13 protein-coding genes, 1 tRNA gene and 3 pseudogenes are annotated in these 20,630 nt (G+C 71.4%); 7 read left to right on the plus strand and 10 right to left on the minus strand.

All coding sequences use genetic code 11. The features are described from left to right. Positions 1-263 precede the first annotated feature (263 nt). Together AB0G08_RS02505 and AB0G08_RS02510 are read left to right on the plus strand one after the other, a co-directional pair. Positions 264-1,088, plus strand: a complete 825-nt coding sequence (locus tag AB0G08_RS02505) for a c-type cytochrome (protein ID WP_358082022.1) — start codon at positions 264-266, stop codon at positions 1,086-1,088. Further along, positions 1,085-2,173, plus strand: a complete 1,089-nt coding sequence (locus AB0G08_RS02510; protein WP_358082025.1) for a Rieske 2Fe-2S domain-containing protein — start codon at positions 1,085-1,087, stop codon at positions 2,171-2,173. Before AB0G08_RS02505 ends, AB0G08_RS02510 begins: the two co-directional genes overlap by 4 nt. A 214-nt stretch (positions 2,174-2,387) precedes the next feature. Here the strand turns inward: AB0G08_RS02510 and AB0G08_RS02515 are convergent. The 10 genes and pseudogenes from AB0G08_RS02515 to AB0G08_RS02560 form a co-directional block, all read right to left on the minus strand. Then, a pseudogene (locus tag AB0G08_RS02515) lies at positions 2,388-3,628 on the minus strand (IS701 family transposase). A gap of 394 nt (positions 3,629-4,022) precedes the next feature. Further along, positions 4,023-4,532, minus strand: a complete 510-nt coding sequence (locus AB0G08_RS02520; protein WP_358082028.1) for a Pycsar system effector family protein — start codon at positions 4,530-4,532, stop codon at positions 4,023-4,025. Further along, on the minus strand, positions 4,529-5,287 hold the full coding sequence (locus tag AB0G08_RS02525; RefSeq protein ID WP_358082031.1) for a hypothetical protein: 759 nt from the start codon (positions 5,285-5,287) through the stop codon (positions 4,529-4,531). The genes AB0G08_RS02520 and AB0G08_RS02525 overlap by 4 nt, the downstream gene beginning before the upstream one ends. Position 5,288: 1 nt before the next feature. Next, positions 5,289-7,343, minus strand: a complete 2,055-nt coding sequence (locus AB0G08_RS02530) for a hypothetical protein (RefSeq protein WP_358082034.1) — start codon at positions 7,341-7,343, stop codon at positions 5,289-5,291. Further along, positions 7,340-8,302: a hypothetical protein gene (locus AB0G08_RS02535; protein WP_358082037.1), complete on the minus strand. Its 963-nt coding sequence runs from the start codon at positions 8,300-8,302 to the stop codon at positions 7,340-7,342. The genes AB0G08_RS02530 and AB0G08_RS02535 overlap by 4 nt, the downstream gene beginning before the upstream one ends. Beyond that, complete coding sequence (locus AB0G08_RS02540; protein ID WP_358082040.1) at positions 8,271-8,942, minus strand: Crp/Fnr family transcriptional regulator; 672 nt, start codon at positions 8,940-8,942, stop codon at positions 8,271-8,273. Before AB0G08_RS02540 ends, AB0G08_RS02535 begins: the two co-directional genes overlap by 32 nt. Positions 8,943-9,058: 116 nt before the next feature. After that, positions 9,059-9,658: an ABC transporter permease gene (locus AB0G08_RS02545; protein ID WP_358082043.1), complete on the minus strand. Its 600-nt coding sequence runs from the start codon at positions 9,656-9,658 to the stop codon at positions 9,059-9,061. A 227-nt stretch (positions 9,659-9,885) separates the two neighbouring features. Continuing rightward, complete coding sequence (locus tag AB0G08_RS02550) at positions 9,886-10,221, minus strand: hypothetical protein (protein WP_358082046.1); 336 nt, start codon at positions 10,219-10,221, stop codon at positions 9,886-9,888. Further along, the gene (locus tag AB0G08_RS02555; RefSeq protein WP_358082049.1) at positions 10,218-11,363 is read right to left on the minus strand and encodes a hypothetical protein; all 1,146 of its coding nucleotides are present in this window, start codon (positions 11,361-11,363) and stop codon (positions 10,218-10,220) included. The genes AB0G08_RS02550 and AB0G08_RS02555 overlap by 4 nt, the downstream gene beginning before the upstream one ends. Positions 11,364-12,037: 674 nt before the next feature. Beyond that, positions 12,038-12,124 (minus strand) — tRNA-Leu (locus AB0G08_RS02560). 222 nt (positions 12,125-12,346) lie between these two features. On the opposite strand from AB0G08_RS02560, the pseudogene AB0G08_RS02565 reads away from it, so the two are divergent. The 5 genes and pseudogenes from AB0G08_RS02565 to AB0G08_RS02585 all read left to right on the plus strand — a co-directional run. Further along, a pseudogene (locus AB0G08_RS02565) lies at positions 12,347-12,784 on the plus strand (tetratricopeptide repeat protein); the annotation flags it as partial. Between the two features lie 2,361 nt (positions 12,785-15,145). Then, positions 15,146-15,604: pseudogene (locus AB0G08_RS02570) on the plus strand (fibronectin type III domain-containing protein); the annotation flags it as partial. Between the two features lie 217 nt (positions 15,605-15,821). Next, positions 15,822-18,392: a fibronectin type III domain-containing protein gene (locus AB0G08_RS02575; RefSeq protein ID WP_358082232.1), complete on the plus strand. Its 2,571-nt coding sequence runs from the start codon at positions 15,822-15,824 to the stop codon at positions 18,390-18,392. A 25-nt stretch (positions 18,393-18,417) separates the two neighbouring features. Next, positions 18,418-19,413 carry a MoxR family ATPase gene (locus AB0G08_RS02580; RefSeq protein ID WP_121400830.1) on the plus strand — a complete coding sequence of 332 codons (996 nt, stop codon included), beginning with the start codon at positions 18,418-18,420 and terminating at the stop codon, positions 19,411-19,413. A 12-nt stretch (positions 19,414-19,425) separates the two neighbouring features. Continuing rightward, the gene (locus AB0G08_RS02585; RefSeq protein WP_358082052.1) at positions 19,426-20,595 is read left to right on the plus strand and encodes a DUF58 domain-containing protein; all 1,170 of its coding nucleotides are present in this window, start codon (positions 19,426-19,428) and stop codon (positions 20,593-20,595) included. The last annotated feature ends 35 nt before the right edge of the window (positions 20,596-20,630 follow it).

The following is a 20,630-nucleotide window of genomic DNA, read 5'->3' on the forward strand; positions in this document are numbered from 1 at the left end:
ACCATGGCGACGACGAGCAGCCGGAGCAGGTCGGCAGGGTTCTTCAGCACCATCGCGGTGCCGTACCCGCGATGTCCGCCTGGCACGCGCAGGTAGGCCGATCGAGCGCTCCCGTCGGTACACCGCAGAAGGTGGCGGTGCGCGTTAGGGGCCACCGAGGACGGGTAGCGGCGAAACGACCACACAGCCGACGCGAATGCCGCATCTTGGTACAAGACCGTGTAGTAGTCGCCCATCTGCCCGCCCGTCAGACAGAGGACGCCATGCGCAAGTCACGCCGCGAGTTCACTCGATCGGTGGGACCGTCCCGCCCCAGCCGAACCCGACGACAGGCGGCCGGCGTCGTACGGATGATCATCGCCCTGATCCTGGCCGGTGGCGCCTACACCCTGTTCACGCCGGCCGCACAGGCTCAGGAGGAGCCACGGTTGAGTGCCGCCGCCGCCGAGGGCGAGGCGTTGTTCGAGGTCGGCTGCATCACCTGCCACGGCCGCAGCGCCGGGGGCGTCGAGGGGCGCGGACCCAGCCTGATCAACGTTGGTGGCGCGTCGGTGGAGTTCCAGGTCGGCACGGGCCGGATGCCCCTGGCCCGGCAGGAGGCCCAGGCGCAGCGCAAGCCCCCGCTGTACACCGACGAGCAGGTACGTCAACTCGCCGCGTACATCGACTCCCTCGGTGTGGGCCCGGTGGTGCCGGACAACGTGAAGGCCTTGGTCGACGACGCCAACCTCGCCCGTGGCGGCGAGTTGTTCCGAGTCAACTGCTCGCAGTGCCACGCCTTTGGCGGCGGTGGTGGGGCGCTGTCCTCCGGCAAGTACGCCCCGAGCCTCTATCCCGCCAGCGACCGGATCATCTATGCCGCCATGCTCAGCGGCCCGCAGAACATGCCCATCTTCGGCGACAGCACTCTGACACCGGAGCAGAAGGCCGACCTCATCGCCTACATCCAGCAGGTCATCCAGACCGACCACGACCCCGGCGGATTCAACCTGGGTCGCTACGGACCCTCCACCGAAGGGTTGGCGGTCTTCCTGGTCGGCATCGTCACGCTGGTGTTCGCCAGCCTCTGGATCGCGGGCAAGTCATGACCGAACACACCACCCAACAGAGCCGCGCACCGGTCGATGTCACCGATCGGAGGCTGTCCCGGTTCGAGGTGGTGCGCGAGGGCGCCCGCCGCGACGACATCGAGATCGTCCACTACGAACCTCAAGTCCTCGCCGGCTCCAAGGCCGAACGGCGGCTGGTCCGCACCACCGCATTGCTCTTCCTCATCGCAGGACTCGCCAGCATCGCGTTCCTTGCCGTGTTCATCTGGTGGCCGTGGCGCTACCAGCTCCTCGGCGAGATCGAGGAGTACTACACCCCTCTGCTCGGGACAACCATGGGCACCGCCCTGCTGGGAATCGGGTTCGGCATCCTCGTGTGGGGCAAGAAGCTGCTGCCCAAGGAGGTGTCGATCCAGGACCGCCATGAAGGTGCGGTCTCCCCCGACGACCGACTCATCGCTGGCCAGACCATGCTGCACATGGCCGACGAACTCGGCGTGCGACGCCGTCCCTTGCTGGGTGTGTCCCTGCTCGCGAGCCTCGTCCCCGTCGGCGCGGTCGCCGTCGCGCCCCTGGTCGGCGGTCTCATCTCCAACCCCCACAAGGACAACCAACTGTTCCGTACCGGCTTCGCCCTCGCCGACGACCAGGGCGCCGCCACCCGCGTACGTCTGGTCCGCGAGGACGGCCGGCCGGTACGCCCCGCCGATCTGCTCCCCGGAGGGCAGGTCACCGTCTTCCCCGGCATCCCGCACGGCGTCAGCAACCAGCACGCCGACTCCGTCACCCTGCTCATCCACCTACGAGCCCAGGACGCCCTGCGGGCACGCGAGAACAACGAAGAGGCCGGCAAGCAGGACTGGATGTGGGGCAACTACATCGCCTACTCCAAGATCTGCACCCACGCCGGCTGCCCCGCCAGCCTCTACGAACAGCAGACCAACCGCCTGCTCTGCCCCTGCCACCAGTCGCAGTTCCTCATCACCGACAACGCCAAACCCATCTTCGGCCCCGCCAGCCGGTCCCTCCCCCAACTCCCCATCGAGGTCGACGACGAGGGCTTCTTCGTCGCCTCCTCCGACTACCAGGAGCCCATCGGGCCCGACTTCTGGGAACGCCCCTGACAGCAACTACCGGAGACCTTTTCAATTATCGATCACCGCCACGCCGTGACCCCACTCGGCCAACACCCACTTACGAAACGCGCCCTAGTAGTGCTTTGTTAGATTTTGTGGCGTTTGTTGCGGTGTAACGGTTTCACGGGCTGGTGTCAGGTGATGCAGGCGCCGGTCCAGGTCGCGAGGAGTCGTTGCAGCTCGCGGATGACTGCGTAGAGAGTCAGGCCGGCGCAGCCGCTTTTGGGTCCAGGCGCAGTTCGGTGATGAACAGGTGCGCGGCGGTGACCAGGGTGACGTGGCGGTGCCAGCCGATCCAGGATCGGCCCTCGAAGTGGTCCAGGCCGAGGCCGGTCTTCAGCTCGCGGTAGTCGTGTTCGATGCGCCAGCGGATCTTGCCGTAGCGGACCAGGCCGGTGTGGCTGGTGGTAGCAGGCAGGCTGGACAGCCAGTACTTGACTGGCTCGGCCTCATCGTCGGGCCACTGGGAGATCAGCCACCGCTCGGGCAGGAGGCCGTCGGCATCGCGGGCGACGCGGTGCCCGGCCGGACGCACGCGCAGGAAGACGAACTGGGAGCTTATCGTGCCCTTCGAGCCTTCCCGCCAGGTAACCGTCTCCGTGGCGGCGCGTCCGGCGGCGCGAACGTGCTCGACCAGGCTGATCGCGGTCTTCGGGTAGCGCGGCTCCGTGCGGGTGGGTGGGCGGGCCCGCCCGGACCACACCCGCTCGGTCGGCCGCACGTCTGGCTTGTGTGCGAGGGCATCGCCTTTGACCTGCATCATGTAGCCGATCCCGCGTTCGTCCAAGGCGCTGCGGAACTGACTGTTGTCGCCGTAGCCGGCGTCGGCGGCCAGTAGCGGTGAGCGCAGCCCGTGGCCGGCCAGTTCGTCGAGCAATTCCACCACCATCGCCCACTTCGGGCGGTGACGCGCCTGCTCGGGTATGCCGCAGCGGGCCCGGCGAGCAGCCACCTCGGGCCGGTCAGCCTCGTCAACGGCGTGGTCGTCCCACGACGCCGGGAGAAACAGCCGCCAGTCCAGAGGACAGGACGCGGTGTCGGTGACCGCGTGGACGCTCACCCCGATCTGGCAGTTCGCGACCTTGCCGAGCGTGCCGGAGTACTGCCTGGCCACGCCCGGCGAACTCTTGCCGTCCTTCGGGAAGCCGGTGTCGTCGACGATCCACGCCACCGGCTCGACCACCTCGAGGGCTCGGCGGGCCAGCCGCATCCGCACCGCCGTGGTGTCCCACGTCGAGGTCGTCACGAACTGCTGCAACCCCTGATGATCCACCCCGAGCCGCTGCGCCATCGGCTGCATCGACTTGCGCCGCCCGTCCAACAACAGCCCCCGCAGATACGTCTCACCCTTCGCCCGCTGATCCAACGAACCATAGGAGTGAAAACGTCTGCGGCGAACGCCTCAAGCCGTTGCCGCGCAACGGAAAGCTCGTCAGGGGTCACCGCAACATCGAACTACCCCGAACCACTCGACGACTCAACGACACACCGACCTAACAAAGCACTACTAGTCGGCGCTATCCCGATCGATTGACGATCAGCCAACCTGGGCTGTACGGGTCCCCGGGCCATTAACGGGACCCGGCCGGTACACCGTCAAGGGCTGACCCGAGGTTGAGTCAGCCCTTGACCTGAATCGGGACATCTGGATTCGAACCGACGACCCCTTGTTACCGAAAGTAGCCGTCCGAAGTTTGTCATCAACTGTCATAATTCGGCTCTGAGCTGCGCAGACACGATCAGCCGCCCAGGTGCCGAGCATCCAACGTACGGCTTTCGACATGGTGACGGGACGAGACGCATCCTGCCACCTCGTTCGGCGACACCGGCCGACGCGTCAGACCAGCCCGGCCACAAGCCAGGCCAACACTCCGAGCACCAGAAGTCGGATCGACCACGTGACATAGGCGAACTTGCGACTCGCCACCATGTGCGCCGCCCAGACGTGTCCCGCCAGCATCCTGGCGGTGGCGTCTTCATCGACTGTGGTTGCCAACCAAGCGTCGACGAATCCCTGGCTGTTGCGTCCGTAACGCTCGGCTACGTACGCGAAGTGGTGTAGAGGCTCCGACGCAGCCGCCTGTCGTCGCGGCATCAGCGTGTGTAACGCGAGGAGCGCACTCGTCGCGGCCGCTACCGCAGAAAACACCGGGAGCACCGGCGACCAGGCCCGGCCCGTCACGGTCAGGGAGTCCTGGCCGGACCACAGGCTGCCGCCCAGGAGCCCGGCGGCTGCAAGGACCGCAGCCGCCTTCACGTCGGCGAAACGAATCGTCTCGTGTAGTTGCTGGAGGGCATTCCATCCCGCTTCGCTCTGCAAACCGGAGGACCGGAGCGCCCCCGTCACGACCCGACCCGGTCACTCGGATCCCCCAGCTGGCTGGCGAGGTCCGTGCGGTCGAAGCTACGGAACACCCGATCGAGCTGGCCGACTAGGTGCCGGCGCTCGTCTGCACTGAGCCCGGCGACAAACTTTCCGATGAGCACACTAATCGGGTCCGCCTCGACCTGCGGGGGCGCAGTCACACGCTCACCACTGCCAAGTTGAGCGGCGATCGTATCGAAGAGAGGGTCCGTCAAGGACTGAAGATCGGCCGGGTGGTGGAGATGCCAGTACATCCGAGCTATATCCGGCCTGCCGAAGATCTCGTCACGCAGCCACCGAAGCTGACGCAGTTCGTCTCCGCGACGCTGCTTCTCCAGAGTCGCGCGTCGTTCGGCCTCCTCCCAAGCGGTGGTCACGGCAAGCGCCTCGGCAGGCACGGTGATCCGGACACGCAGATGGGTGAGGACCAGACTGGTCTGCGGCACGGCAATCTCGGTGACGCCCCTGGCATTGATCAGATCAGCCAGGTGACTCGCAACCGTGACGCGCCGGGTGACGGCCCACCGGGCGAGGTGGTCCCAGGCAAAGGCACGAACCTTGGCCTCGGCCTCCGGCTCACGTCCCCGCCACTCAACGGTCACCTCCGCCTGAAAGTTCGCGCCGGGCAGCGCGCTAGCCAGCGTGGCCTCGAACGTATGTGACGGGGACGGGAAGGGGGAGTGCTTCTCATTCCCGGACGTCCACTCCCGGGAGATTCCCCGCAAGAGATCACGCATCTCATGCTCCTACGGTGAGTGGATCGACCTGGTGCAGGCTCTCGACGACGTGGTCACGCACGTCACGCCGTTCCGGGCTGGTCACGTCGCGATCGACCGGCTGCCACGCGAACGTCAGCTTGGAGAGGCGCACGAGACGGCGGGTCCCGCCGTCCCCACGACGCACCACGTCCCCGAGAAACTCGACAATCCGGATCCGACTAGCCTCGGACAAGAGCGCCGCGTCGAGCAGACTCTCGCCGAACTCCGTACGGGCCGCATCGACCTCGGTCTGATCGAAGAGTCGGGCCACGGCCCCGACGAGCCCGATGCGCGACGACTCGTCATGCCAGGTCAGCAACACGGGATGAGCTTCACTACGGGCGAGCGCTGCGAACACCGCCCACGCCGTTTCCGTACGACCACCAGGTTCACCCTCGGACCAGTTGGTAACCACCTCGACGATCCGAGGGCGTAGCCGGGGTATCTCCCAGAGCCGACTCACCGCCGCCACGATGGCATCCCGGACGACCGGAGAGTCACGGTGGGCAATGTGGCTCAGACGGGTCAGCGACACCCGGGGATAGAGCCGGGCGAGTTCACCTGAGCAGACCTCGGCGATGGTACAGAGGGACTGGTCACTCGCACGCTCCAAGCGCGACCAGCGGTAGAGCAGGCTCCGCACGTCAGCCCCCACCTCCTCGCTCATGGCAGTGGCCGTTAGGGCCTGCACCACGTGGGGCCGCAGATTTGGCCGTCCGGTCCAGCGATTCAGCCACACCAGCGGGCGGGTGTCCCGGCTCCGCAACACGATGGCCACCAGATTCCCGACGATCCGTTCCGCCAGACGGGTCTGCCGATGGTCGTTCCGCCGTAACGGCAGGTCCATGGCCCACTCCCACAGCTTCTTGTGGAACCAGGCAGAGCGGTCACCGTGCAGAAAGGTCAGCACTGCCGCGCCGTAGTTCGCCCGCTCGAACCGGAGCCCACCGTCCACCACCTCGGCTTTGATCTCGCTCATCAGCGCCCGTAGTCCGATTTCCGCGAGACCGTCGGAGCGGGCGGAGGGCAGGTCACCGAGGGTCTGCCCGAGCGAGTTGACCGCGTCCAGCACCTCTGCCGGTGGCTCTCCCTCGAGCAAGGCGGCTGCGACGAGGAACAGCCGATGCCGGACACTCCTGGCTCCGCTGAACCAGTTGGCCAGGACGTCGTCCCAGTCACCATAGGCCCCGCACACCTCCTCGACGAGCTTCGTCACGTCATGCTCGGGATGGTTACGGAGGGCGGTCACGATGATCCCGGTAAGCCGCATAGCGTCCATCACCGTGGCTCGGGTCAGCAAGTCGCCGATGGCGGGATTCCCGATGATGGAGGAAGCGTCGACAGCGTGCACTGCGCACTCGCGACGTACCACCTCCCCAAGGTCTGGGGGCGGGACCTGAAAGATGGAGACGGTCCCGACGCCGCCGGCGGCGGCCCAGACGGCTGGGGTCGCCGCGACCACCAGATTCGCCTCCAGGGTCGCCAGGTGTGCGGCGTGGGCCTGCAACCGGCGGCCCAGGTCGGGACTCAACCGTTCCCGCTGGTCCGGCAGACATAACAGGTATGTCACGCCCCGTTCCGCCGGAAGCTCCGCCGCAGTGAACGGGCGCCCCCGCTCCTCGTCGATCAGAATTTCCTCCAATCGCCGTCCCGCCTGGCTCGACTCGTACAGCAGCGCGACCGCAGCCGTCCGCAGCCCGGAGTTGGCCGGGCCCAGCACTACCGCCCATGGCTGGTCGCCGACGACGCGGGCTGCGGCGGCCCGGTCGAGAGTGAGATCCTGGTCCTGGCTCGCCAGTCGGTAGCTGCGTGGCGCGAGTGACTGCACGACCTGCTCGACATAGGCCCGTAGCAGATGGTGCCGGCGAATGGCTTCGTTGATCAGCTTGTTCTCGACGAAGGTCTGGTGCACTCCGCCGTGCACGGTGCCACCGGTGACCATCTGCCCGACGTTGATGCCGCTGACAGCCTCCGAGTAGAGGTCCTCCTCGAGCCGGTCGTCCTCGGCGAGAGTCACGGTCTCTTCGGGGCTCACGATCGGCTCCCGAGGGGGTTACCGCCGAAGGACTGGTGCATTCCGCCGTGCACGGTCCCACCCCCGACCACCTGCCCGTAGTTGGTGCCCACCGGCTGCTGCGACGGCCGGTAGGCGAGCCCTGGCGGGGACTGAGACTCCGATGCGGGTTCCGCTTCGTTCGTCCGGCCCACCGGCCAGGCGCCCGACGGGGTGGGTAGGTGCAGCCACGCACGCTGCGCGAACGCCTTGCCCTCCACCCGGGCCTCGACGTCGACGAAGTGGTCCGGGTGCAGACCGGAGTAACCAGCACTGATCACGTCGTGGAAGACCCGGTCCGAGACGATCATGGCAACCAGGGTGATGCGCGGTTTGGCTTCCGTGAGCGCGCTCTTGACCACCCCGGAGTCCAGTAGTCGGTGCGTCTCGTTACGTGCTGTCCCATTGCCCCCCTGCCCCACTGCCGCCGAGTCAGTCGGCAGGGGACCCACGTGCAGACTCACCCGCAACCGCAGAGGTTCCTCCCCAGGGTGTTGGCGCCGGTGGTCGTCCAGACGATTCTGAAGCATGGCCGGAAAGGGATGGACGAGATACGGGAGTATCCGGGTCGGCAAGCCCACGGCCAGGCCGTCCCCGGTTGGGCCATAGAAGTCGGGACTCGACCACTCCGCGTCCAGCCCGGCATCCCGCATCGCGTCCCCGACGAGCCGGTGAATGGTGCGGGAGACATTCTCGTGCGTACAGCCGGGCAGGTCTGTGAAGCCCTTCGCGTCGACCGCCAGCACCGCGCGGTACGGCGGTAGCGGGCGGGACTGCTCGAACGGGAGTGACTGCTCCATATCGCGTTCCCTTCGCAGGCGGCCGGACGAGGCAATCGTGTCCGGCCCGCTTGGGTAGCGCTGCCCACCACTGTGCACACCAGAGGTGACGTGGTTATCAACCACTGCGTCATCCGGCCAGCCGGTGCAGTGCATCGACATCGAGGATCGATACCCGCATGCGATGGGTGTCCAGCACGCCTTCGGCGCGGAGAACCCCGAGCGCGAGGACGACGGCGTTCCGGGACGCGCCGATTAGCTCTGCCAGATCCTGTTGCGGCAGATCGAAGGCGCGTTGGCCACCGGCGGCGTCAGCCGTCACGTAGAGCCGGAGCAGTGCCCGGGCTAGGCGCTGCCGTACCGGAAGGACGGCGATCTCGGTCCGCTGGACATCAGACTGTCGGAGGCGGTTGACGATATACCGGGCGTAGGCGGCGGTGACGGAGGGTCGTTCGATGAACCGTTTGAAACTCGCCCCGGAGACCACCCGGACCACCATGGGGGTCAGCGTCGAAACCGTGCCGGAGCGGCGGCCACCGTCCATCACGGCCAGATCGCCCACGACGTCGCCAGCCCCGCGAATCGTCAGGATCGCGCTCTTTCCCGCTGCTTCGCCACGAACCACCTTGACCGCGCCGCTGAGGATCACGTAAGCGTGCTCCCCCTCGTCGCCCTGTCGGAATAACGGGTAGCCGGCGGTCATGAGGCACCGGGAACCGAGCGAGCACATCGCGGCCCAGTCGGTCGTCGAAAGAAAGGAAGCGAGACCGCCACTGCTGGCGGACAGGTCGTCAACGTCCACGCACAGAAGGTAACGAGTGGATTCCCTCCGGCCTACCCTCAAGCCGGCACCCTCCGCCGGAAGTGCGGCATCACGGTGAGGCGACGCCGAAGTTTCGGCGGACTGGTCGGAGGTGGTCAGTCGCCGGCGCCGAGGGCGGCGGCCGGGCAGACCCGGGCGGGGCGGCGGGCCGGCAGCAGGCCGGCAAGCGCGGTCGCCGCCGCCAACGTCAGCACCACGAGCGCGAGCCGTCCGGCCGGGAGTTCGACCGACACGCTCTCGCCGAGCACGGCCATCGTCAACCAGGAGTACGGCAGCGCCAGCACCAGGCCGAGAACCGCGCCGAGCAGCCCGTACAGGCCGGCCTCGAGGGTGAGCATCGCCCGGAGCCGGTCCCGGGACATCCCGACGGCCCGCAGCAGGCCGGACTCTCGGATCGGTTCCACCACCAAGAGCGCGGCGGTGGTGCCGACCCCGACCACGGAGACGATCACGGTCAGCCCGAGCAGGGCCAGCAGCACCCGAAAGACCTCCCACAGGTCGCCCTCGGCGTCGTCGCGAGCGTCGGCGAGCACCTGGACCTCCACGTTCTCGCCGCCTAGGCGACGCAGGGTCAGTGCCGCCGTCCGGGCGTCCTCCCCGTCGGTGACCAGGTCGGCCAGGAAACCGGTGGGTTGCGCCAGCACACCGTGCCGGTCCAGGTCTGCCGGGTCGAGCAGGACGCCCGCGTCGACCAAGGTGTTGTCCAGCGTGGCAGCCAGGCGCCGTTCGACCGCACGATTCCCCGGGTCAGCGTGAGTGTCTCCCCCGGCCGGACCCCGACCGCCTCGGCGTAGTGCGAGAGCAGCACCACCCGCCCCGGGGCTCAGGTCGTCCAGGGAACCACTGCCGGCGCCGAAGTCCGCCCAAGTGGAGAGTGGGCGCAGGTCGAGGTCGACGGCCACCGAGATGTCCACGATCGGCTTCAGACAGGCGGCCGAGGCATCTCCCAGACTCGCTCGAACTCCCCAGCCACCTGCGGCCACACCAGCGCAAGACCGTCCGCCACCGAACGGATCTCTGCTGCCTGCGGCCCGCAGATGACGAACTCGTGCGGGATCAGCCGGCCCGACTGGTCCTTACGCCCCAGCGGATCCGCGATGCGTAACGCCACCCTGTCCCCGACAGGGTGGCAGATCTCCGGCGCATCGCCAGCGCCCACGAAAGCGGCTTCGTACTCCGGAAGGGGGTCCGGGAACCCGCCGGTGAGCAAGAAACGGAAGCCCCACGCCCGGCCGCGGGTGGCCCAGATGAGGCTCATCGCACGCTCCGGAGCAGGATCTGGTTCTCTTCGCCCTTCTCCAGGTCTATCCGGAAGCCGGTCAGTGTGGCCGAGAGGAACTCCTTCTTGGACAGCGCCTCGGCATTGACCGCCCGAAGCCTGTCCCCGGCCAGTTTCGCCGCGCTGCTCAAGAGGTCGGAACCGACGAGGTTCATCAGCAGGCCCAGCGGGCCAGGCAGCCTGGTCCTAGCCAGCAGCGCGAATGCCAGGTCGTCGGCACGGCCGAGAAGGCCCTCGAACAAGCGCGCTGGGAGCTGTGTCAACTCGTGCCACCGGTGATGCCGCTCGAACGGCAGGACGGCGGCCAGCGGCAAGATCAGTTCCAACCCGACGCGCTCGGTCACCGTGATCTTGCCCGGCTCAAACTTCGCCGACGAGAGCAGCACGAAATCCTCGCCCACCGACAGCGCCTCGCGGCCATCTACCAGCCCGGCGATCGCCTCGCGCAGCTGCTCGAGGTCGTCGCATGCCTTGGCGACGAGCAGATCACGGAACCTGTACACGTCCATGTCCGGCAGAAGGTCGGCCTTCGACAGCGCCATCACCCATATCCGGGGGAACTGGGCGAGCGGCTTGCCGTCCTCCAGCAACTCGTCCCGTAGCGACAGCACGCCGTTGCGGAGATTGCTGAACAGAGACTTGAGGTACCGGTCCTCTTCGCCCGCGTTGTCGAGTAGCCTCTGGCCATCGACCAGCAGCAGGGCGACGTCCGAGCTCAGCAGGGACCGGAAGGTGTCGGCGCGGCGCTGAGCCTCCTCCGGGCTCTGCACCGACTGCTCGAACCACTCCCCCGGATAGTCGTGCCAGACCACCCGCAGCACGTCGAATGGCCGGGACTTCGCTGCCGCGGGATCTGATCCGTCCTTCATCTGCACCTTGAAGGCGTACGACGTGGCGGCAAAGCGGGTGGTTAGCGGCAGCGTGCCCTCGTCCTTCATGCCGAGGTAGTTCTTATGTAGCCGGTTGCCCTGGCCGATGTCCTCTGCCAGGACGTGGAAGAGGCTCCTCTTCAGATACTGCGGTTCCTGCGTGGCACCGTAGAACGACGAGAGTAGGACGGTCTTTCCGCTGCCGCTCTCCCCGAACACCGCAATGTGCTGCTCGAACGCCCTCGGTTGCATGTGAGGACCTTACGCGAGCCGGCGATCATCGCCGTGCACCGGCCAAGGGGCCGGCGCATCGGAAATGAAGGCGATCGGCGCCGCCTTCGAGTCCGAACCAGTTTTCAAGTGACCTGCCCGGCGGCGCACCCAAACCCTCCCGGCCAGGACAAGGGAGGCCACCCGGACGCCGCAACATCCACCCCTCGGCCGGCCGAGGCTGCTTGCCACGACAGGCGCTCACGAGTGTGGACGCCTTGCTGCTCACCGCCGCCGGCAGGTGGAGATGACCTTGTCCGGCGACGGTGAAGACGCCCTGCCCGTCCAGCCGGACGACGATGGCTCCGGAGGCCTCACGGATGTGCAGCCGCGAGGGCGCAGATGATCGTGCGATCGGCGATCCCGGCCACTGCCGTCGATGGCGGCCAAGCCGTACAGCATCGTGCCGGCGCTTGGCGACGGCAGGACCACCAGCGCAACGGCGGACGGCGAGGAGCTCCACCACCCGGGCGACGAGAACCCTGCTCCCGGTCAGCCAGCATCACCGGCGGGATGATCGGAGCCACGGAACGATTGCCCACGACAAGCGCCCCCTCGATCAAGACAGGCTTGATCGAGGGGGCGCTGCGCTGAGATTGGCGTGATCAAGCATGCTTGATCACCAGTACGCCGAAAACAGCATGGATGCTGCAATTTGGTGTCCGAGGGGGGACTTGAACCCCCACGCCCTATACGGGCACTAGCACCTCAAGCTAGCGCGTCTGCCATTCCGCCACCCGGACCTGCTCATCCAGCCTACCGTGTCGACCGGGGTGAACTTCCACCCGCCGGCCGCCCTGGTGGGCCGCACGGGGAGTTACTGTACACGCCCCGGGTGGATCATGCACATCAGCTTCCGGCCGATGGGTCGACGCAGGTCGGAAGGGTGCCCGGGCCCGTGTGAGCCACGGCCAACCGGTGGGCCTGGGTAGCGTCCGACGGGCCTCACGCGGCAGCATGGCCACGTGTCCCATCCCTCTCCCCTGGCCGCCGTGCAGCACCGGGCTCTCGCCCTGCGCGCCGCGGGCGATCTCTACTCCGCCCGTCGACTGCTCACCGACGCCGTCGGCTCCGCCCGGCCGCCGTACGGCAAGGACCACCCGGATGTGCTGAGCACGGCGCACCTGCTGGCCCGCCTGCACAGGGAGGCGGGCGACCCGGGTGCCGCCCGCCGGGTGCTGGAGGAGGCGTCCGCCGCCGGCGAGCGGCTCTGGCCGCCGTCCGATCCGCTGATGCTGGCGCTCGCCTTCGAGTTGGCCGCCGTGGCGGACGAGCTGGGCAACCGGCACGAGGCGCGCCGCAACTACACCCGCGTCGCCAGTCTCGGGCCCGCCGTGCTCGGCGTCGACCACCCGGCGGTACGCACGGCGCGGCAGTATCTCGGCGACGCCGCTCCCGCCCCTCAGCCCGCGCCGCCGGTCGCGCGGCCCGACATGTCTGCGCTCTCCGAGCCGACGATGTCGCTGGCGGTGCTCTCCACCGCCTGGCGGCCGCACGAGCCGGCCGCGGCCGGCCCCCCGCTGCCACCGACCGCGCAGCCGATGCCACCGCACGTCACCAGCACCTCACCGGCCGCGTCGGCGCCCGCACAGGCGCCGCCGATCCCGCCGCCCCCGCCCGTTCCGGGCCTGGGGCGTGCCGTCCCCACTCCCCCGCCACCGCACCCCGCGGCGTCCCCGTACGCGCCCGGCCCCGCCGCCCAGGGGCCCCACGTGCCGCCCGCACCGGCACAGCCGTATCCGGCGCCGCCGCAGGCCCCCCGGATCCCGCCACCGCCGGCGGCTCCGGCCCCGTCGCAGCAGGCGTGGGCGCCGCCGGCCCCGCCGGTCGCGCCCCCCGCCGCCGGGCACGGACGGGCCACCCCGTACGCCGCCCCGCCGCAGCGGATTCCCCCGCCGCCGACGATCCCGCCGCCGCCGGTCGTGCCCACGCCACCGGGACAGGGACGCGCCGCCGTACCCCCGCCTCCGGCGTCCGCCGCCGCCCAGGCGCGACCGCCACACACCCCGGCCGCGCCCGTGCCACCGCCCCCGGTCGTGCCACCGCCCTCCACCGCCGCCCCGGCGCAGCCGCACGTGCCGCCGGCACCCTTGCTGCCCCCGGTCGTGCCGGCGCAACGCCCCGGGCCGGGGTCGCCGCAGTCTCCGTGGGCGCCGGCGCCCCCGGCGGCCCAGCCGCCCGCCTGGCCGGGACCGCCCACGGCAGCACCGCAGGTCCCGCCGCGCCCCGCCGCGCCGGCGGCGGGGCGGGCGACCCCGGTCGTCCCGGCTCCGAGGACGATCCCGCCACCGCCGGCCCCGCCGGTGACGCAGGCCCCGGCGTCGCCCGCGCCTGCCGTGACGGCGAGTACGGCACCGCCCGCCGGACGGCACGCGGCCGCTCCCGACGCCGCCACGCCGGAACCTGTGGCCGCTCCCCCGCGAGCCGCGCCACAGCCCACCGCCTCCGCCGTGACCAACCCGGAACCGGCGGCACAGGCGAGGGCTGCGGCGCCTCGGCCGGATTCCGCCGCGCCGCCACGGCAGCGGACCGCCGAGGAAGGCTCCCCGGCGGCGCGGCCTGCGGCAGCGCCGCCCGGCGGGGAGGCGCCACCGACCGCAGCGCCGTCAGCCGCCACCGGAACGCCGTCGACCGCCGGAGCGGCCGGGCGCCCCGCCGGGGACCCGCGCTCGTCGACTCCGGATGCGGCGACCGGCGCGCGGCACGAGGCACCGGATGCGGCGACCGGAGCGCAATCGGAGGCATCGGAGCGCCCGGCCAGGCCGGCACCCGGGTGGGCCAAGCCGACCATCCAGGTCAAGCAGATCGAGCCGCTGCTCGCCGAGGAGCTCGCCCGCGCCGCCGGTGCGCCCGCCGGCCCGGATTCTGCCGACTCCGCGCCGGGCACGGTGGCCGGTCCGGCGAGCCCCGCGCGACCGTCCGAGGCGCCATCGCCCGGCACGCCACCCGCGGCGGCGCACGCCGCCGCGCCGGCACCGCCCCGCCCCACGCCGGTCAGCGCACCCCCCGCACCGCCGGTCAGCGAGCCCCCGATCAGCGCACCGCCCGTCAGCGCACCGCCCGCGCCGCTCGCTGGTGCCCGAGCCGAGCACCGGGCGAGCCCTCCGCCGCCGGTCAGCGCGCCCCCGATCAGTGCGCCGCCCGCACCGCCGGTCAGCGCGCCACCGACGCCCCCCGTCAGCGCGCCGCCCGCGCAGTGGACGAGCAGCCCGCCCGTGAGCGCGCCACCGACGCCCTTCAGCACGCCTGCCAGGGGCGTCGGTTCCCCACCGGCGGCCGCGATCCCGGCCCCACCGGCCATCCCGGCCCCGCCGGTGATCCCGCCACCACCGGTGGTCCCACCGCCGGTCAGCGCGTCACCGCACCAACCCCCGCAGTTCAACGCGCCGCCGCAGCCTCCGCAGCCGGTGAGCGCCCCGCCCGGGGGCCAGCCGCCGGTGAGCGCCCCGCCGTGGAGCATGTCCGCGCCGCCGTGGAGCAGCACGGCTCCCCCACAGGCGCTCACGGGCGCGACGACCGACGACGACGCCGACCAGCCGGACGTCGAGGAGGAACTGGAGCGGGCGGAGTCGGAACGGGAGGAGGCGGCGCAGGCGGAGCCGGAGCGGGAGAGGGTCGACGACCTGCCGCCGGCGTACCTCGACATCGACGAGACCTTCCCGATGAAGGCGCAGCCCGTGCGGGCCCGGCCGACGGCCCAGCAGCCCGCGCAGCAGCAGGTGCCGGCCTTCCCGCCGCCGCCGGCGTACCCGATGATGCCGGAGCCCGAGGAGGGCGGCCGGAACCGGACGGCGATCATCGTCGCGGTGGTCGTCGCGGTCCTGGCCGTCGCGGCGCTCGTCGGCGTGGGCGTGCTGATGCTCAACCGGGACGCGGCGCCGCCGACGGGGCCCGCCTCGCCGGTCGCCGCCGCGCCGGCCGCGTCGACGGTCTCCGGTCCCCCGCCCGGCGGGCTGACGCTCAAGGACGACGCGGCGACGATCACCCTGAACTGGACGGACCCGGCGGGTGGCGGGGTGCCGTTCATGGTGGCCGGCGGCCGGACCGGCAAGGCGCTGGGCGTGATGGCCACGGTGGACCCGGGCCAGACCAGCTACACGGTCAACGGGCTCAACTCGCAGGTGGACTACTGCTTCACCGTGCTGGCGGTCTACTCGACAGACTCGTTCGCCACCTCCGGGCAGGTCTGCACGGAACGGGAGGGCGACACGCCGTCGAGCTGACCGTCCACCTCGGCGCGGCGCACACGCTCGGTGTCCACAGGGGGACGGTGCGGGTTCCCCCGCCCCCGACCGGGCCATATGATGGCACCCGGCTCAGGGGAGGGTCGCCGGACAGGGCGCCACCTGCCAGGGACGACAGGGGAGGCAGCCGGTAGTGGCCACCATCGACGAGGCCGGGCACGCCGGCACCGCTCCCCCGCGTCGCCGGCCCCGCCGGATGCGCGGCGGGGTCGTCACCATCGCGACGGTGGCCGCGCTGCTGGCCGCCATGGGGCTCACCATCCACGGGCTCGGCGCGGCGGACAACGCGGTGGCGAGCCACGACGCGAGCTCCTGGCTGTGGAGCGCCGCGCGCAGCGAGCTGGCCCGCGTCAACGGGATCACCGCGCGGGTCGACACCCGGGTCGGGGTCCCGGGCGCGCGCCGGCACCCGATGCAGGTCACCCAGACCGACCGGCTGCTGGTCCTGCGTGACCTGAACACCGGTCAGGTCAGCTCGCTGGACCTGGCCACCCTCCAGATCACCGCAACCACCCCGACGACCCCGGGGCTGGGCGTCAACGTCGCCCTGCACGGGGACGCGGCGTTCGTCGTCGACGCCGTGCAGGGCGTCGTCCGGCAGCTCGACCCGCGGTCGCTCACCCCGGTCGGCGAGCCGGTGCGCTACCCGCCGGGCATCACCGGCGGCTCCTTCGACGGCGAGGGGCGCCTCTGGATCGCGGTGCCCAGCGAGGGCACCGTCTCGGCGGTCACCGCCGCGCCGCTGCCCTCCGCGCCCGCGTCGGCGGCACCCGCCGGGGTCGGCCTCAGCCCGAAGAAGGTCGAGACGTACGACGTCGCGGACGCCAGCCACGACCTGGTCGTCTCCACGCTGGACGACGGCGTCGCGGTGCTCGACCGCACCGCCGGGGCGCTGGTGACCGTGCAGCGCGGCAAGGTGCGGACCACGCCGCTGACGATGACCACGCCGGGCGCGCTGCCGGCGCGGACCAGCGGGCCGGACGTGCCCGTGACGGTGCCCGGCGAGCGACGGGTGCACGTGGTCGACGACGCCGGCGCGGTGCGGGCGTTCACCGTGCCGGGCACGGGCGACCAGCTCAGCCCGGCCGTGGCGTGGGCCGGCCGCTACTACTGCGCCGACGAGGCGTCCGGCACGGTCTACGCCTTCGACTCCGCCGGTCAGCTCGTCGACACCATCCGGGGCCGGGGCACCGGGCCGCTGGAGCTGGAGGTGCGGGAGAACCACCTCTTCATCAACGCTCCCGACTCGGCCACCGCCCAGGTGGTGGACGACAGGCACCAGGTCCGCGAGGTCGACAAGTACGCCAACGACGTGCTCGGCGGCGACCCGCCGCCGGCTCCCCCGCCGCCGCCCCCGCCGAAGAAGCCCAGGGTGGGCAAGCCGGGCGCGCCGCGCGGCGTCACCGCCGCCGCCGGCAACGCGCAGGCCCGGGTGAGCTGGCGACCGGCCCCGGCCAACGGGGCGGAGATCGTCCGGTACGTGGTGCAGGGCGCCGGCCAGCGCGTGGAGGTGGGCGCCAACCAGCGGGCCGTCGAGATCAAGGGCCTGACCAACGGCGAGACGTACCGGTTCTCGGTGCACGCGGTCAACGCGAAGGGCGACGGTCCCGCGCGTACCAGCAACCCGGTGACGCCGACGGCCGCGGTGCCGGACCCGCCGTCGGGTGTCACCGCCGAGGAGCGCCCGGACGGCACGGTGCTGGTGACGTGGCCGGCGGCGAACGGGCAGGGCAACACGATCGCGAAGTACGTGGTCACGGCCACGTCGGCGGGCACCAACGCCCCGGCCGGCGAGTCCCGCAGGACCGAGCTGGTGGTGCCGGCGGGCGAGCTGGAGTACGGCACGCAGTACGCGTTCACGGTGGTGGCGGTCAACGACCGGGGCGCCGGCTCGGCGGCCTCGCCGGTGAGCAACACGGTCGTGCCGTACGCGCCGCCGGAGCGACCGACCGAGCTGCGGGCGGCCACGGTGGCCGATCGGCCGGGCACCGTCGCCGTGCAGTGGGCCCCGGCGACGGCGAACGGCCGCCCGGTGACGAAGTACCTCGTGGACGTGGGCGGACGCGGCAGCGAGGTGACCGACACCCGGGCCATCGTGGACGGGCTGGGCGACGGCCAGAACGTCCTGGTGAAGGTGCGGGCGGTCAACGAGGCCGGCCCCGGCCCGGAGGCCACCGCCACGGCCCGCACGGTGGCCGAGCCCCGCGTCACCGTGACCGGCTCCTCGGCCACCGCCACCTCGGCGACGGTGACGTTCACCGTGGACGCCGGCGGCGGCAGGGCGACCTGCGCGCTGAGCACGAACGGCGAGCCGGCGAAGCCCGGGAACTGCTCCAGCATCACGATGACGGGCCTGACCCCCGGCACGAAGTACACCTTCACCGTGACGGCGAGCAACGCCGCCGGCAAGGGCACCGCCACCCGCGCCCAGGCCACCGGCGCCCTCTACGGCATCGCGACCTGCCGCAACGGGCCGGACGGCGACCAGCGGACGTACTGTGACAAGGACGTCGACGGCCGCAACGGCAACGAGATCTTCTCGGTGCCCCGCCAGGACAACGACCGGCAGGTCGGCTGGGCGAAGCCCGGCACCCGACTGAAGGCGTACTGCAAGAAGTCGGGCGAGAACGTCGACTCCTGGATCTACAACGACCAGAAGCAGAGCACCTGGTGGGTGCAGGTCGACTACAAGGGACGCACCTACATCCCCTGGGCCTGGCTCAACCTGGAGGGCGGCGACGACATCAAGGTCCTGCCCACCTGCTGACCACCCAGGCAAGGAGCACCACCGCGTGAACACCCCCGAACCGCTCACCCAGCCGGAGGTGCAGGGCTTCGCCGCCCTCGCCGCCCGGCTGGCCGAGAACGTCAACGCGGTGGTGCTGGGCAAGCCGCAGGTCGTCCGGCTGGCGCTGACCGCCCTCTTCGCCCAGGGGCACGTGCTGCTGGAGGACGTGCCGGGGGTCGGCAAGACCACCCTGGCCCGGGCCATCGCGGCGACCGTCAAGGGGCAGTGGCGGCGCATCCAGTTCACCCCCGACCTGCTCCCCTCCGACGTGTCCGGGGTGACGATCTTCAACCAGGCCACCCGGGGCTTCGAGTTCCACCCGGGGCCGGTGTTCGCGAACATCGTCATCGCCGACGAGATCAACCGGGCGTCGCCGAAGACCCAGTCGGCGCTGCTGGAGGTGATGGAGGAGCGCACCGTCACCGTCGACGGGGTCCGGCACCCGGTGCCGCAGCCGTTCCTGGTGGTGGCCACCCAGAACCCGGTGGAGATGGACGGCACGTACCGGCTGCCCGAGGCGCAGCTCGACCGGTTCCTGGTGAAGCTCTCCGTCGGCTACCCCGACGAGGCGGTCGAGGTGGAGGTGCTGCGCGGGGCGACGGTCCGCTCCCCGGAGGCGCTGACGGCGGTCACCGACACGGCCACCGTCGGGGAGATGGTCCGGATGGCCCGCCGGGTGCACATCGCCGAGCCGCTCTACGCGTACGCGGTGCGGCTGGCCGCGGCCACCCGTACCCACCCGCAGGTGCGGGTCGGGGTCAGTCCCCGGGGCGTGATCGCGCTGACGAGGGCGGCGTGCGCGTACGCGCTGATCGACGGGCGGGGCTGGATCATGCCGGAGGACCTGAAGACCCTGGCCGAGCCGGTCTTCGCGCACCGGCTGCTGCTCACCCCCGACGCGCAGGTGCGCGGGGTGACCGCCGCCGAGGTGCTGCGCCAGGCGGTCGCCTCGGTGCCGGTGCCGCTCCCCTCGGGCCAGCCGGCCCCGGTCCAGGGCTGACCGGCGACGCCGGTGTCCGCGCTCACCGCCCGCTGTGTCGGGCTGCTCGTCGCCGCCGTCGTGCTGCTCGGCGTCGGCTTCCGCTTCGCGTACCCGGAGCTGACGCTGCTCGGGGCGGCGGCCGGCACCGCCGTCGGCTACGCCGTGATGACCGCGGCCTGGCGGCCCCGCCTGGAGGTGACCCGCAGCGCCGACCCGGACCGGGTGGCGCGGGGCGAGCCCGCGGCGATGACCCTGACCGTGCGCAACGCCGGGCGGCTGCGGGCGGCGAGCCTGGTGGCCGAGGACCGGTGCGGCGACCGGAGGGTCCCGGTGCCGCTGCTGCGGCTGCGGCCGGGCCGGGACACCACGGTCCGCTACGAGGTGCCGACCGCCCGGCGGGGGGTGGTGCCGGTGGGGCCGCTGCGGGTGACCCGGCGCGACCCGCTGGGCCTGGTGGCGCTGGCCCGCCCGTACGGCGGCACGGTGCCGGTCTGGGTGCACCCGCGCGTGCACCCGCTGAACGCCGTGCCCACGGGCGCGGGTCGCAGCCTCGACGGCCGGGTGGACAAGGTGCCGCACGGGTCGATCACCTTCGACTCGCTGCGCGAGTACGTGGTCGGTGACGAGCTGCGCCGGGTGCACTGGCGTACCAGCGCCCGGGTGGGCGAGCTGATGGTGCGGGAGAACGTGGACACCAGCCTGCCCCGGATCGTGGTGCTGCTGGACAACCGGGCGGGCGCCCACCCGCAGCGCCTCGACGGGGTGGCCGAGTCGTTCGAGTCGGCGTGCGAGGCCGCCGCCTCGGTGCTCGTCGCCGCGTACCGCGAGGGTCTGCCGGTGGTGCTGCTGCTGGTCGCGCCGGAGCCGGCCGGCACCCCGGCGGCCGGCGACGACGCGGCGGCGCACGGGCCGCTGGACCGGCTCGCGGCGGCGGGACTCGCCGACGACGGCGACCTTCAGCCCGCCGCCACCCGGCTGCGGCGGGAGCGGCTCGGCGACACGCTGGTCTTCCTCACCGGGCCTGGTGGCCGGGACGACCTGGGGACGGTGGGCGCGCTGCGGGCCGCGTACCCGTCGCTGGTGGTGGGGGTCTTCGGGGCGGCGGAGCCGGCGCCGTCGGGCGCGGCCGGCCTGGTGGTGATCGACGCCGCGGACGGGGCGGCCTTCGCCGCCGAGTGGGACGGGGTGCGCAGGTGGTGACGGTGGCCGGCGGCACGCCCGCCGGCGCGGCGGGG

Origin of the sequence: Micromonospora sp. NPDC023644 (genome assembly GCF_040640115.1) — a bacterium.
GTDB lineage: Bacteria > Actinomycetota > Actinomycetes > Mycobacteriales > Micromonosporaceae > Micromonospora.